The organism is Georgenia phoenicis (assembly GCF_047302425.1).
Taxonomy (GTDB): Bacteria; Actinomycetota; Actinomycetes; order Actinomycetales; family Actinomycetaceae; genus Oceanitalea.
Genome location: NZ_CP154855.1, coordinates 2,234,223 through 2,247,596 on the forward strand (window position 1 = coordinate 2,234,223; position 13,374 = coordinate 2,247,596).

Sequence of the window (13,374 nt, forward strand, 5' to 3'; positions counted from 1 at the left end):
GCGGCCCTGCCCGGTCAGTCCGGGTGGTCGGACTCGTGCAGCTGGACGAGCGCGGCCAGGCGGCCCACCTCGCGGCGGGCGTACTCGCCGTCGGCGGACTGGATCGCCATGACGGCGAGGGTCGTCCCGTCGGAGAGGTCGAGCTGTGCCCACGGACTGTTGGGTCCGAAGCGCACCTCGACCACCTGCGCCCACGCGAGCCGGCGGACCTTGACGAAGTTGCGGACGGTGAGCCCGTCGTCGTCGGGCACCGCGCGGACGGCCGCCTGGCGGAAGCACAGCCACGCGAGGACGACGGCCGTGAAGACGATCCCGACGACGTCGAACAGCGACATCGCGAGGTCGTTGGCGGCCATGACCGTGAAAAGGACCGGCGGGCCGAGGACGGTGAGGACGAGCAGGACCGAGGCCACCCACCGCGCCGCGCGCGGGCGGAACGGACGGAGGAGCTCGGCCGGCAGGGTCACAGCCGCGACGCGTGGATGGAGGTGACGATGATCGCCCGCGCCCCGACGTCGTACAGCTCGTCCATCACGCGGTTGGCGTCCTCGCGGCGGACCATGGCCCGCACGGCGCGCCAGTTGCCGTCGTGGAGCGGCGAGACGGTGGGCGACTCGAGCCCGGGGGTGACGGCGACGGCCTTCTCCACGTGCTCGACCGGGACGTCGTAGTCCATGAGGACGTAGCGGCGCGCGACGAGCACGCCCTGCAGGCGCCGGTCGAGGACGGCGACGGCGGCCTCGGCGGGACGGTCCGCCGGGCGGATGAGCACCGCCTCGGACTGGAGGATCGGGTCACCGAAGACCTCGAGCCCGGCCGCGCGCAGGGTGGAGCCGGTCTCTACGACGTCCGCGACCGCGTCGGCGATGCCGAGCTGGACCGAGGACTCCACGGCGCCGTCGAGGTGGACGACGCTCGCCTCGATGCCGCGCTCGGCGAGGTAGTTGCCGACGAGGACGTCGTAGCTCGTGGCCACGCGGGCCCCGGCAAGGTCCTCGACGGAGCGGATCGCGCCGGCGGGCGCGGCGAAGCGGAAGGTCGAGCGCGCGAAGCCCAGCGGCCGGTGCTCGACGGCGGAGGTGCCCGAGTCGAGGAGCAGGTCGCGGCCGGTGATGCCGACGTCCACGGTGCCGGAGCCGACGTAGACCGCGATGTCGCGCGGGCGGAGGAAGAAGAACTCGACCCCGTTGTCGGGATCGGGCAGGACGAGCTCGCGGTCGCGGCGGCGGCGGTAGCCGGCCTCGGCGAGCATCTGGGTGGCGGGCTCGGACAGCGAGCCCTTGTTCGGGACGGCGATGCGCAGCACGGGGATATGTCTCCGGGTCGGGTCGGTCAGAGCTTGCGGTAGACGTCCTCGAGGCTGATGCCGCGAGCGACCATCATGACCTGGACGTGGTAGAGCAGCTGGGAGATCTCCAGGGCGGTGGCGTCCTCGCCCTCGTACTCCGCGGCCATCCACACCTCGGCTGCCTCCTCGACGATCTTCTTGCCGATCGCATGGACGCCGGCATCCAGCTGGGCGACGGTCCCGGAGTTCTCGGGCCGCGTGTCCGCCTTGTGCTTGAGCTCGGCATACAGGTCGTCGAAGGTCTTCACACCGTCCAGTTTAGGCCCCCGGTCGGGAGCGGCCGGGGCAGCGTCCACGGTCAGCCGAGCGTCCGCACGGCCTCGGCGGGGTCGACCTCGCCCTCGAGCAGGCCCTGCTCGGCCATGAAGGTGGCCATCGCCTCCCAGCGGGCGGGATCGCTCGTGCCCGCCGCGCTGCCGTAGAGCGGGACGGTCGCCTCGACGGTGGCGAGGGCGGCCTCGCGCGCGGCCGGGTCGGCCAGGCCGGGGACGTGCTCGGCGGCGACGTCGACGGCGGCGGCCGGGTCCTCGACGACGTCCCGTACCCCGCGCATGGTGGCCTCGACGACGGCGGCCGTCGCGCCGTCGTCGGCGATGTCGTCGTTGGCGCCGATCCCGATGCCGACGAGGGGGACGTCCCCGAGCGGGATGGTGCGGACGTCGACGCCGGCCTGGGCGAACTGGACGGCGTCGTTGTTGGCGAAGCCCATGACGGCGTCAACGTGGCCGGCGCTGAGCGCGGCCTGCTGGGTGAAGCCGATGTGCTCGACGGCAACGTCGTCCTCGCTGAGGCCGGCCTCGGAGAGGAGCGCGAGAAGGCCGAAGTACGTCTCGCCGAAGGGGCCGGGGATGCCGACCGAGTGGCCGGCGAGGTCCGCGGCGCTGGTGATGTCGGAGTCGGCGGGCACGATGAGGACGACGGGGTACTCCTCGTAGAGCGTCGCGACGTTGACCACCGGGACGCCGGCCGAGCGCGCCTGCAGCATCTCGTCCCCGCCGGCGACGACGAGGTCCTCCTCCCCCGACTCCAGCGCCCCGAAGAGCGACTCGGAGGCGCCGTGGTGGCGCAGCGACACCTCGACGCCCGCGTCCTCGTAGTAGCCGCGCGCCTCGGCGACGTAGAAGGGCGCGAACTGGACGTCGGGGGTGTAGGTGAGGCCGATGACGAGCTCGCCTGCTTCGGAGGTGCCGGCGGTGTCCGGGGTCTTGGCCGGATCGGCGCAGGCGGCGAGGGCGAGGGTGGCGGCGGCGGTGAGGACGAGGGCGGTGAGGCGGCGGGTCACGGGGTGCTCCTGAGGCTGGGGTGGGCGGCGCGGCGGGCGCCGAAGCGGGTGCGGACGGTGGGGCGGTCGTCGACGGCGAGACGTTCGACGAGCCGCAGGGCGGCGTACATGACGACGGCGATCAGGGCCAGGACGGCGAGGGTGGCGAACAGGCCGGTGGTGTCGGCGGAGTTGGACTGGACGGACAGGACCATGCCGAGGCCCTCGCCGCCCATGACGAACTCCCCGACGACCGCGCCGGTCACCGAGAGGGTGAAGCCGTTGCGCAGGCCGGTGAGGAGGCTGGGCAGGGACATCGGGACCTCGATGTGGCGCAGCATCGACCAGCCGTGGGCGCCGTCGAGGCGGGCGGCGTCGACGACCTCGGGGTCGAGGGTGCGCAGGCCGAGGATCGTGGCGAGCAGGATCGGGAAGAAGACGAGCAGGGCGCAGAGCAGGACGATGGGCAGCAGCCCGTAGCCGATCCAGATGACGAGGAGCGGCGCGAGGGCGACCGCCGGCAGCGCCTGGGAGGCCGCGACGTAGGGCTGCAGGCCGGCCGCGGCCCAACGGTTGCGCGCGATGAGGTAGCCGAGCGGGAAGGCGACGGCGGTCCCCAGGACGCTGCCGAGCAGCGCCTCCACCCAGGTCACCCAGGTGTAGGAGAGCAGGCTGCCGGCGGTGACGTCGGTCCACAGCCGGGCGGCGACGGCGCTGGGCGCGGGGAGGAAGAACGGGGACACCGCGCCGGAACGGGCGACGAGCTCCCAGACGAGGAGCACGGCGGCACCGAGAGCGACGGGCGTGAGGAGCACGAGGCGGCGCGCGCGGCGGTGCGCGGCGAGCGTGCGCGCGAGCGGTGCCTGCTCCATCTCGTCCCTCCGGTCCACTGGTGGCGTGACCGGGGTCGACGAACGCGCAAGCGTCCGCGGCACCTCCGCCGACGGGTCGGCAAAGGCGCCCGTGCATCCTCCCATCCGGACTTTCACCGTCGGTCCTGGAGTTCCACCAGGTCAACCACCTCGGAAGGTGGGTCGCGGACTGTCACCGCCGGTTCGGAATCTCACCGACCCCGGAGCACGTTCTTGCAGCATCAAGCATGCCACAGGTGGATTTGTTCCCGGGCACGGGATGGGGTGCGAGGTCAGCGGGCGGCGGAGGCGAGCTCGCGCAGCGCGGTAACCTCGGCGTTCGGGTCCTCGGCGCCGTAGACGGCGGACCCGGCGACGAAGGTGTCCGCACCCGCGCGGGCGGCGATCGCGACGGTGTCACGCGAGATGCCGCCGTCGACCTGGAGCCAGATGTCGCGACCGGAGGCGTCGATCGCCTCGCGGGCAGCGGCGATCTTGCCGACCGTCGACTCGAGGAAGCGCTGACCGCCGAACCCGGGCTCGACGGTCATGACGAGGAGCATGTCGAGCTCCTCGAGGTAGTCGAGGTACGGCGTGATGTCGGTGGTGGGGCGCACCGCGACGGAGGCGCGGGCGCCGGCGTCCCGGATCTCCCGGGCGAGGCGGATCGGGGCGACCGAGGCCTCGGCATGGAAGGTGACCGAGGCGCAGCCGGCCTCGGCGTAGCCCCGCGCCCAGCGGTCGGGGTCCTCGATCATGAGGTGCGCGTCGACCGGGACGGGGCTGGCCGCGACGATCCGCTCAACCACCGGCAGCCCGACCGTGAGGTTGGGGACGAAGTGGTTGTCCATGACGTCCACGTGCACGAGGTCCGCGCCGGAGATCCGCCCGAGCTCGCCCGTGAGGTCGGCGAAGTCGGCGTTGAGGATGCTGGGAGTGATGCGTACGGCCACGGCTCCGAGCCTACCCATGCCGGGGGGAACCGGCCGGGCTGCTCGGCAGGCGCCGGATGTCAGTGGGCCCCTGAGAGGGTGTGACCAGCAGCACATCGGACGGCCCGTGAGGGGCGGGCGATGGGCTCGAATGTCAGAGGTCGCTGACAGGATGTGACCAACAGCACACCAAGGGTGCGAGGGAGGTGGGGACGATGACCACGGACATGGTCGACGGCACGGCGTCCGCACCTGAGCGCGCACCGGATGGGGTCGACGCGCTGGCCGAGGTTCTCGCCGCCGTCGGTGGCCTGGAGGGCACGAGCTGGCACGAGGTCGATGGCCACCGCCTGCACAAGGGGTTGGCGCTGCTGGAGTCGCTGGAGCGTCAGCTGTCGGGTGTGCGGGCGGCGATGCTGGCGACGATCGAGGCGAACGGGCTGTGGGCGCTGGAGGGTCAGCGGACCTTTGCCGCGTGGCTGCGGACGAGGACGGATGCGACGGCGCAGGGGGCGGCGCGGCAGGTGCGTCAGGCGCGGGCGCTGCGGGACCTGCTGCCGCGGGCGCGGGCGGCGCTGGCGCAGGGGCGGATCAGTGAGGAGCACGTCAGTGTGCTCGTGCGCGGGGCGATCACCACCACCCGGCAGCGGATGCAGCTGACCGACGAGGAGCTCGGTGAGGGCTTCCTGGTGGAGCAGGCCGAGCAGATGGACGCCACGTCCTTCGCCAAGCTCGTCGCCACCTGGGCCATCGCCGCCGACCCCGAGGCCGCCGACCGGGCCTGGCGGGAGGACGGGGCCAAGGAGCAGCTCACGCTGTCGCGGACGATGGACGGCTACCACCTCAACGGGTGGCTCGACGAGCTGTCCGGTCAGACCGTCGACACCGCACTACGCGCACACATGGGCCGCAAGGCCAAGGGGGACGAGCGCACCCCGGCCCAACGGCGGGCGGCGGCACTGACGTCGCTGGCCCGCCAGTCGCTGGATGCCGGGGAGCAGGGCAAGGGTGCCCGCATCCGCCCCCACGTCACCGTCACCACCGACCTCGACACCCTGCGCGCGCTGGCCGCGGCCACCGGCTCACCCCAGCCCCCGGTCACCACGAGTGGGCGGGAGCACGAGGCCGGTGGGGAGCTCGGCTTCTGGGAGGAGGCGCAGTTCACCGCCCCCGGTGGCCCGCGCGACCCGAACCGGCCCGCCGGTGACCCGTTCCAGCTCTCCCCGGAGGCCAAGGAGTGGATGGACGCCTGGGAGCCGGGTGACACCCACGTCATCTCCACCGCCATCGACCCCCGAGCCATCACCGGCATCACCCCCGCCACCCTGGAGGACGGCACCCCGGTCCCGCCGGCCATGCTGGCCCGCCTGGTGTGCGAGTCGTCCCTGTCGCGGGTGGTGTTCGGACCCGACTCCACCGTTTTGGATGTGGGGCGGGAGCAGCGGATCTTCCCCGCCCACATGGTGCGGGCGATCATCGCCCGCGACCGGCGCTGCCAGTACCCCGACTGCGACCAACCACCCGGGGTTGGGGAGATCCACCACTCCCTGCAGTGGTACCGCGACGGCGGCAACACCTGCGTCGAGCACGGGATCCTGCTGTGCTGGCACCACCACGACTGGGTCCACGCCTACGGCATCACCATCGCCCGCGCCCACGGCCGCTGGTACTTCTACACCCGCCACGGCCAGCTCATCACCGCCAAGCACGAACAGACCTAGAAACCCCAGGGGACAGGTCTGCCCACCACCCGGTGGAAGCCGGCGGCGGCTGAGCCGTGCCAGCGCGCGGGGTCAGACGTCCTTGCGGAGCAGCGCGAGGAACATCGCGTCGGTGCCGTGGAGGTGGGGCCACAGCTGGATGTCGGGCCCCTCGCCCAGGTGGGGCAGCTCGCTGCCCGTCGCCTCGGTGAGCGCGGCGCGCGCGTCGAGCCGGGTGACGTCCTGGCGGCTGCGCAGCACGTCCTCGACGACGGCGCTCGTCTCGGCGAGGTGCGGGGAGCAGGTGACGTAGGCGACCACTCCCCCGGGGCGCACCGCCTCGAGCGCCGACTCGAGGAGCTCGCGCTGAAGGGACGTCAGGCCCGGCACGTCGCTCGGCTGGCGGCGCCAGCGCGACTCGGGCCGACGCCGCAGCGCGCCCAGGCCGGTGCACGGGGCGTCGACCAGCACGCGGTCGTACACGCCGGGCTCGGCGGGGCCGACCTCACGGCCGTCGCCCGTACGCACCTCGACCGTGTCGCGCAGCGCCGCGGTCGACTGGCGCACCAGTCGCGCCCGGTGCGGGGCGACCTCGTTGGCGAGGAGCTGGACACCGCGCTCGGCGGCGATCGCGCCGAGCAGCGCGGACTTGCCGCCGGGGCCGGCGCACAGGTCGAGCCAGCGGGCCTCCTCCTCCCCGTCCGGGCCGGGCTGCACCGGGGCAGCGGCCAGCGCGAGGGCGACGAGCTGGCTGCCCTCGTCCTGGACCCCGGCCAGTGCGTCCCGTACCGCGGGAAGCGAGGCGGGGTCACCGCCAGCCAGGCGCAGGGCGGTCGGCGCCCAGCTGCCGGGCGTCCCCTGCTCCCCCAGGGTCTGCGTCACCTGCTCGGCCAGCTCCTCCGGGGAGACGAGGCCGGGGCGCGCGACGAGCGTGACCGCGGGCGGGGTGTTGTCGGCCTCGAGCAGCTCGGCGAGCTCCTCGGCGGGCCGGTCGGCGGCCCGAAGGGAGGAGCGCAGGGCCCTGACCACCCAGGCGGGGTGGGACTCGACGGCGGCGAGGTAGGCGCCGTCGTCGGGGATCTCGGATCGGAGCTGAGCGAGCCAGGTGTCGAGGTCCTGGCGGCCGACGGCGCGGAGCACGGCGTTGGCGAAGCCGCTCGCGCCGGTGCCGACGCGGGCACGCACGAGGTTGACGGTCTGCGAGACGGCCGCGTGCGAGGGTACGCGCATGCCGAGGAGCTGGTGCGCGCCCATCCGCAGGAGGTCGAGGACGGGTGGGTCGAGCTGCTCGAGCGGTCGGCCGTTGGTGCAGCGGGCGAGGATCGCGTCGTAGCGGCCGCGCAGGCGGAGCGTGCCGTAGACGAGCTCGGTGGCGAAGGCGGCGTCGCGGCCGGTCAGCCCACGCTCGCGCAGCACCTTGGGCAGGACGAGGTTGGCGTAGGCGTCGCTCGTCGCGACGGCCTCGAGTGCGTCGGCCGCTGCGGTGCGGGCCGCGTCGGCGTCCTCACGACGGCGCGGGCCGGTCGGGCGGCCACCGCCGCGGCGCGGTCCGCGGGAGCCCGGGCGCTGCTCGCTCATGCGGACTCCTCGCCGAGACGGGCGTCCTCGGGCAGCCGGGCGCCCCGCGCCCAGTCCGCAGCGGCCATCCACGACCGGCCGGCCGGGGCCACCTGCCCCAGCTCGACGGCGCCGTTCCCGGTGCCGACGAGGACCTCCTTCTTCGTGGCGCGCAGCGCGCCCGGGGCGAGGTCGTCGACGTCGGCGCGAACCGTGACGGGTCCGAGCTTGAGCCGGGAGCCGTCGGGCGCCGTCGTCCACGGGCCGGGTGCGGGGGTGGTACCGCGGACGAGACGGTCCACGGCGACGGCCGGCGCGGCCCACTCGACCCGCGCGTCGGTGACCTCGAGGCGCGGGGCGTGGCTCACGCCGTCGGCCGGCTGCGGGACGGGGACGGCGCTGCCGGCCTCGAGCGCGTCGAGGGTGGCGAGGAGGAGCGGCGCGCCGGACTCGGCGAGTCGCGCGAGCAGGTCCCCGGCGGTGTCGCTGGGGCGCACCGACTCGGTGAGCGTGCCGAGGACGGGGCCGGTGTCCAGGCCCTCCTCGATGCGGAAGGTGCTCGCGCCGGTGACGTCGTCGCCGGCGATGAGGGCGTGCTGGACGGGCGCGGCACCGCGCCACGCGGGCAGCAGCGAGAAGTGGAGGTTGACCCACCCATGGCGCGGGACATCGAGCAGCGCGGGCGGGATGAGCGCGCCGTACGCGACGACGGGTGCGGCGTCGACGTCGAGGGCGGCGATCTCCTCCTGGACCTCGGGGTCGCGCAGGGTGCGCGGGGTGAGGACCGGGATGCCGTGCTCACGCGCCCACGCGGCGACGGGGCTGGGGTGCAGCGTGCGGCCGCGCCCGCGGCGGGCATCGGGCCGGGTGAGGACGGCGACCACCTCGTGCGCGGAGTCGGCGAGGGCGCGCAGTGACGGGAGGGCGACCTCGGGGGTGCCGGCGAAGAGGAGGCGCATGGTGCAGAAGTCTAGGCGCCCGGCCGGGGCGTCAGACCGGCAGGCCGAGCTCGCGCAGGTCCGCGCGCAGCTGCTCGGCGCCGGTGAAGTGGCGGGCGACGAGACCCGCGCCGGAGGCGGCGTCGACGTTGCGCAGCGAGTCGTCGGTGAAGACAGTGAGCGGCGGGTCTAGCTTGAAGCGCTGGATGAGGAGGTCGTAGATCGCCGGGTCCGGCTTGGCCACGCCCACCTCACCGGAGACGAGGACGCCCTCGAGGCGGTTGATGACCGGCGCCGACTTCGCGGCCTCGTGGAAGTTCTCCGCCGACCAGTTCGTCAGGCCGAGGACGCGGATGTCGGCGGCGATGAGCTCCTCGACGATCTCCGTGGTGCCGGGGACCGGCCCACCGAGCGAGCGGGCGAAGTTCGTCACGTAGTGGTCGAAGTCCGCGGCGCGGTGCGGGTGGGAGGCTTCGATCGCGGCGCGTGCCTCGGCGAAGCTGCGCCCGGCGTCCTGCTCGTGGTTGAAGCTCGGGAAGTCGATCTCGGTGTGGAAGGCGTCGAACTCCTCACGTGTCCAGCGGTCGGCGAAGGCCTCGTAGGGGTCCCACCTCACCAGCACCTGCCCGAGGTCGAAGACGACGGTCGTGATCGGGCCGGTGACCGGGACGGAGGACTGCATCGGGTATCGCCTTTCCTGGAGGAGTCGCCCCGACCCTAGACGACGGCGTGATTCGGCGCCGGGCGAGCGGCGGGGCGAGGATGGAGGCCATGTCGACCGAACCCGCCGCGCCCGCCGCCCCCGCCACCGGCACGTGGCGGGCCAAGGTGCCCGGTCTCGCGCTGGCTGTGGCGCTGGCGCTCGTGGCCACCGCGATCGGGACCGCGGTGCCCGTCGTGGGGAGCCCGGTGAGCGGCGTCGTCCTCGGGGTGGTCGTCGGCGGCCTCGTCCGACGGCGGGTGGACGCCTCGTCCGTGGCGGCCCTCTCCCCCGGGCTCAAGCTGGCGAGCAAGATGGTCCTGCAGATCGCCGTCGTCCTCCTCGGGGCGCGGCTGTCGCTCGCCCAGGTGGCGCAGGTGGGCGTGGACTCCCTGCCGGTCATGCTGGGCACGGTGGTCGTGTGCCTCGTCGCCGCGGCGGCGCTGGGGCGCCTGCTCGGGATCGACGGCGAGCTCCGGACGCTCATCGGCACCGGCACGGCCATCTGCGGGGCCTCGGCGATCGCCGCGGTGACGCCTGTCGTGCGCGCCTCGAGCAGCAACGTCGCCTACGCGCTGTCGACCGTCTTCGCCTTCAACATCGCCGCGGTGCTGCTCTTCCCGCCGCTCGGGCAGCTCCTCGGGATGGGCGAGGAGGCCTTCGGGCTCTTCGCGGGGACGGCGGTCAACGACACGTCCTCGGTGGTCGCGGCGGCGACGAGCTTCGGTCCGGTGGCCGCTGACCACGCCGTGGTGGTCAAGCTCGTGCGGACGCTGCTCATCATCCCGATCGTCGTCGGGCTCGCGCTGGTGATGGCGCGGCGGGACCGCAAGGCCGCGGGGGACGCGGCCGGCGCGCCGCGGCCCGCGGTGTGGCGGCTGGTGCCGTGGTTCCTCGTCGGGTTCCTCATCCTCGCGACGCTCAACAGCATCGGGCTCGTGCCCGAGGCGTGGCACGACCCGCTCGCGACGGCGGCGACCTTCCTCATCACCGTGGCCCTCACGGCGATCGGGTTGTCGACCGACGTCCCGGCCCTGCGGGCGGCGGGGCTGAAGCCGCTGGCCTTCGGCGGCATCCTCTGGCTCCTCGTCACGCTCAGCGCACTGGGCCTCATGGCCCTCACCGGCGGCTGGTAGCGCCCTCCCTCGCCGAGCGCGGACTTGTTGCGCACGACGGGGGGCGCACCCGCCTCACGTCTGGTTGACGTGGTCCGCGTCGGCCTGGAGGGACGCGTCCGGGCCGACGGGGAGTGCCTCGAGGCCGCGGGTTGCGAGCACGTCGGCGACGGCGGCGGCGCTGGCGCCCACCAGGGTGGAGTCGAAGTCGATCTCCGTTGCCACGCACCAGGACTGGTCGGCGGGCCAGAACAGCGCGGGCGACCGGGTGTCCCAGTCCGTTCCGTCCAGGCGCACGAGGTGGCCCATGGCCGCGAGTGGACCCTGGAAGAGGTGGTACGCCCGGCCGGGCAGCTTCAACCTCGGCACGGCGAGCTCCTCCGGGGTCAGCAGTGGAGGAGCCGGCACGCCACCGTCGGAGCTGAGCCACACGCGCGCCCCGTGCAGCTGTCCCCACCCCTCCCACACGGCGAAGTAGCAGTCCTCGGGCGTGGTCGTGTGGCGGGCGAGCACATCGCACAGCTCGAGAAGCGGCTCAGGGGCGAGGTTGCCGAGGTCCGGCGTCCCGTCCGGCCACAGCTCACTGTTGCGGTCGTCCGCGGAGGCTGCGCCGATGAGGGCGTGCCACTGCGCTGTCGGGTGGAGCGTCTGCCCGGTGACCTCGGCGACGCGCCCCCAGGTGCGAGCGCGGCCGTCGCCGATCTGGACGGGGTGGAGGATGCGGGCGTACGCGTCGAAACCCGTCGGCACCACGCTGGCGATCGTGCGCCACGACGGGGCCAGTCGCTCGGCGATCCAAGCAGCGACCGACACGTCCCGGAGCTGGCGAACTCGATCCGTCCACATGGCCGGAGTGTGGCAGATTCCCGCCGGGTGGTGGCGGCGCGGCACTGGGCCTGCGCTGGGCACAGCTGCGCTCTCGACGAGAGCGGTGGGTCAGAGCTCGGTGGGGTCCACCTGGATGCGCACGGAGTCGGGCTCCTTGTGGGCGCTGCGGACGGCGGCGGCCTGGCGCAGCGCCTTGGTCAGGCGGCTGCCCTGGGCGAGGTCGCTGCGCACGAGCGCCTGGACCTCCTCCTCCGAGAACGGCACCGGGCCGAGGACCTCGGTGCCGGCGGGCCGGTCGAGGTGGCGCAGCAGGCCCGCGACGGCCCGGGCGCTGCCCCGGACCGAGGCCATCCGGCTGGCGGGCGGCAGGCTCAGCTCGCGGCGTTCGGCGAGCTCGCGCTCGGCGAAGCCCGCCGGGTCCCAGCGCACGAGCGCCTGGGCGGGGATCGGCGCCGGGTCACCGAGCAGCATGACGCGGCCGCCGACGGAGGCCGGACGCACGAGGGCAGCGGCGGACATCCAGCGGCGCAGCGCCTCGGAGGGTGCGGCGAGGTCCTGCCGGCCCGACACGGCGGCGGCGTCGAGGAGCAGCGCACCCTGGTAGCCACCGCGGGCCACCGGCTCGGCGCCGGGGGTGGCGACGACGACCCGCGCCCTGTCGTCGACCTCGCGCACGATGCCGTGGTCCGCCCGCGCCCCGGAGAGCAGCACGGGGACCTTGGGGAAGGCGCGGCCGAGCTCCTCGGCGGTGCGGGCCGAGCCGACCCGGCTCGCCCGGAGCATCGAGCTGCCGCAGGTGGGGCAGGCCCAGGTGCGGTCCGGACGCCCGCACCAGCGGCACGAGGGCACGCTCGTGCGCCCACCGAGCTGGAGGGGCCCGTGACACTCGCGGCAGCGAGCCGGCTCCCGGCAGCCCTGGCAGGCGACGACGGGCAGGTAGCCGGCACGGGGCACCTGGACGAGGACGGGTCCCTGTTCCAGCGCCTTGCGCACGAGCTCCCACGCCGGGCGGGGGATGCGCGCCGCGGCTGCGGGGCCCTCGCGGGCGAGGTCGACCTCGCCCGGTGCCTCCACCCGCGGCGTGCGCTCCCGCACCGTCGCCCGGGAGGCCATGACCGAGGCGGCCCAGCCGCTCGCCACGAGCAGCCCGGCCTCGATGCTGCGCGACCACCCGCCGAGCAGGAGCCCAGCCCCCTCCTGGGCGGACCGCAGCATGAGCACCTCCCGCGCGTGCGGGTAGGGCGAGCGCGGCTCGGCGAGGAGGTCGTCGCCGTCGTCCCAGCACACGACCAGGCCGAGGCGCCGCACGGGGGCGAAGGCCGCGGCCCGCGTGCCGACGACGACGCGTGCCTGCCCGGTGAGCAGCCGCACGAAGGCGCGGTAGCGGCGGGACGGCCCGTGGTCGGCCTGCAGCGAGACGACCGGTTCCCCCGGCAGCGCGGCGGTCAGTGCCGCCTCGACCACCTCGGCCTCGTGCGCGGACGGCACGACGACGAGCACCCCGCGCCCCGAGGCGAGCGTGGCGGCCGCGGCCTCGGCGATCGAGGCGAGCCGGTCCGGCGCGCCGACGGCATGCTGCGGCAGCGCGGACCACACCGCGCGCGGCGCCTCCCCCGCCGCGAGCCGGCGCACGTAGGCGGCCCCGCCGACGTAGTCGTCCCACGCGCCGCCGGGCAGGTAGGCGGCCGTGGTGCCGGTGCGGTCCGCCGCGGCGCTCTCGAGGACCGCCTTCTCCGTGGTGGCGTGCCGCGGCGGCACGGCCAGGCGCACGACGTCCATGAAGGTGCCCGCGTAGCGGTCCGCCACCGCCCGGCACAGTGCGGTGACCTCCGGGGTGAGCACGGGCAGCGCAGAGACCACCCGGCGCACCGGGGTCAGTGCGCCGTGGTGGTCGGTGGTGGCGGCGCGCTCGAGAACGTAGCCGGTGCGCTCCTTGCCCGCGAAGCGCACGGCGACGCGCGTGCCCGGCTGGGCGGCGGCGTCGTGCTCCGGCGTGACGCGGTAGTCGAAGGGACGGTCGAGGTGCGGCAGGGACATGTCGACCGCCACCCGCGCGACGGGCAGCTCGACGCCTGCCGCCTCGGCGCCCGAGACCGTGCGCACGGCGGCGGTCTGCTCGAGCAGGGCGGGCTGGTGCACCGGTC

The 13,374-nt window shown here is 74.5% G+C and carries 13 protein-coding genes and 1 riboswitch; of the genes, 2 read left to right on the plus strand and 11 right to left on the minus strand.

Annotated features, from left to right (window positions below; genetic code table 11):
• Positions 1 to 14: 14 nt before the first annotated feature.
• The 6 genes from AA0005_RS10545 to rpe all read right to left on the minus strand — a co-directional run bounded on the left by AA0005_RS10545 (position 15) and on the right by rpe (position 4,413).
• Complete coding sequence (locus AA0005_RS10545; RefSeq protein WP_413450125.1) at positions 15 to 467, minus strand: PH domain-containing protein; 453 nt, start codon at positions 465 to 467, stop codon at positions 15 to 17.
• Complete coding sequence (gene hisG, locus AA0005_RS10550; protein WP_413450126.1) at positions 464 to 1,306, minus strand: ATP phosphoribosyltransferase; 843 nt, start codon at positions 1,304 to 1,306, stop codon at positions 464 to 466. The genes AA0005_RS10545 and hisG overlap by 4 nt, the downstream gene beginning before the upstream one ends.
• A 26-nt stretch (positions 1,307 to 1,332) precedes the next feature.
• Positions 1,333 to 1,596, minus strand: coding sequence for a phosphoribosyl-ATP diphosphatase (locus tag AA0005_RS10555; protein WP_251303076.1), 264 nt, complete (start codon positions 1,594 to 1,596; stop codon positions 1,333 to 1,335).
• Positions 1,597 to 1,646: 50 nt separating this feature from the next.
• Positions 1,647 to 2,630, minus strand: coding sequence for an ABC transporter substrate-binding protein (locus AA0005_RS10560; protein WP_413450127.1), 984 nt, complete (start codon positions 2,628 to 2,630; stop codon positions 1,647 to 1,649).
• Positions 2,627 to 3,481: an ABC transporter permease gene (locus tag AA0005_RS10565; protein WP_413450128.1), complete on the minus strand. Its 855-nt coding sequence runs from the start codon at positions 3,479 to 3,481 to the stop codon at positions 2,627 to 2,629. The genes AA0005_RS10560 and AA0005_RS10565 overlap by 4 nt, the downstream gene beginning before the upstream one ends.
• 88 nt (positions 3,482 to 3,569) lie before the next feature.
• Positions 3,570 to 3,693, minus strand: a riboswitch (FMN riboswitch).
• Positions 3,694 to 3,753: 60 nt separating this feature from the next.
• Positions 3,754 to 4,413: a ribulose-phosphate 3-epimerase gene (gene rpe, locus AA0005_RS10570; protein ID WP_413450129.1), complete on the minus strand. Its 660-nt coding sequence runs from the start codon at positions 4,411 to 4,413 to the stop codon at positions 3,754 to 3,756.
• Between the two features lie 194 nt (positions 4,414 to 4,607).
• Between rpe and AA0005_RS10575 the strand changes: the two genes are divergently transcribed.
• On the plus strand, positions 4,608 to 6,113 hold the full coding sequence (locus AA0005_RS10575; protein ID WP_413450130.1) for a DUF222 domain-containing protein: 1,506 nt from the start codon (positions 4,608 to 4,610) through the stop codon (positions 6,111 to 6,113).
• A gap of 72 nt (positions 6,114 to 6,185) precedes the next feature.
• Here the strand turns inward: AA0005_RS10575 and AA0005_RS10580 are convergent, their stop codons facing one another.
• From AA0005_RS10580 to AA0005_RS10590, 3 genes are read right to left on the minus strand one after another with little or no spacing between them, the layout of a single operon-like run.
• Positions 6,186 to 7,670: an RsmB/NOP family class I SAM-dependent RNA methyltransferase gene (locus AA0005_RS10580; RefSeq protein WP_413450131.1), complete on the minus strand. Its 1,485-nt coding sequence runs from the start codon at positions 7,668 to 7,670 to the stop codon at positions 6,186 to 6,188.
• On the minus strand, positions 7,667 to 8,608 hold the full coding sequence (fmt, locus tag AA0005_RS10585) for a methionyl-tRNA formyltransferase (RefSeq protein ID WP_413450132.1): 942 nt from the start codon (positions 8,606 to 8,608) through the stop codon (positions 7,667 to 7,669). Before fmt ends, AA0005_RS10580 begins: the two co-directional genes overlap by 4 nt.
• Positions 8,609 to 8,639: 31 nt before the next feature.
• Positions 8,640 to 9,269 (minus strand): HAD family hydrolase, encoded by a 630-nt coding sequence (locus AA0005_RS10590; RefSeq protein ID WP_413450133.1) that lies wholly within the window; start codon positions 9,267 to 9,269, stop codon positions 8,640 to 8,642.
• Between the two features lie 89 nt (positions 9,270 to 9,358).
• On the opposite strand from AA0005_RS10590, the gene AA0005_RS10595 reads away from it, so the two are divergent.
• Positions 9,359 to 10,423, plus strand: a complete 1,065-nt coding sequence (locus tag AA0005_RS10595; protein WP_413450134.1) for a YeiH family protein — start codon at positions 9,359 to 9,361, stop codon at positions 10,421 to 10,423.
• A gap of 54 nt (positions 10,424 to 10,477) precedes the next feature.
• Here the strand turns inward: AA0005_RS10595 and AA0005_RS10600 are convergent, their stop codons facing one another.
• Together AA0005_RS10600 and AA0005_RS10605 are read right to left on the minus strand one after the other, a co-directional pair.
• Positions 10,478 to 11,248 carry a hypothetical protein gene (locus tag AA0005_RS10600; protein WP_413450135.1) on the minus strand — a complete coding sequence of 257 codons (771 nt, stop codon included), beginning with the start codon at positions 11,246 to 11,248 and terminating at the stop codon, positions 10,478 to 10,480.
• 90 nt (positions 11,249 to 11,338) lie between these two features.
• Positions 11,339 to 13,369 (minus strand): primosomal protein N', encoded by a 2,031-nt coding sequence (locus tag AA0005_RS10605; RefSeq protein WP_413450136.1) that lies wholly within the window; start codon positions 13,367 to 13,369, stop codon positions 11,339 to 11,341.
• Between the last annotated feature and the right edge of the window lie 5 nt (positions 13,370 to 13,374).

Coding starts and splice junctions, on each gene's coding strand:
- AA0005_RS10565 (WP_413450128.1), bottom strand. CDS start 3,481: ATGGAGCAGGCACCGCTCGCGCGCACGCTCGCCGCGCACCGCCGCGCG.
- AA0005_RS10575 (WP_413450130.1), top strand. CDS start 4,608: ATGACCACGGACATGGTCGACGGCACGGCGTCCGCACCTGAGCGCGCA.
- AA0005_RS10580 (WP_413450131.1), bottom strand. CDS start 7,670: ATGAGCGAGCAGCGCCCGGGCTCCCGCGGACCGCGCCGCGGCGGTGGC.
- fmt (WP_413450132.1), bottom strand. CDS start 8,608: ATGCGCCTCCTCTTCGCCGGCACCCCCGAGGTCGCCCTCCCGTCACTG.
- AA0005_RS10590 (WP_413450133.1), bottom strand. CDS start 9,269: ATGCAGTCCTCCGTCCCGGTCACCGGCCCGATCACGACCGTCGTCTTC.
- AA0005_RS10595 (WP_413450134.1), top strand. CDS start 9,359: ATGTCGACCGAACCCGCCGCGCCCGCCGCCCCCGCCACCGGCACGTGG.
- AA0005_RS10600 (WP_413450135.1), bottom strand. CDS start 11,248: ATGTGGACGGATCGAGTTCGCCAGCTCCGGGACGTGTCGGTCGCTGCT.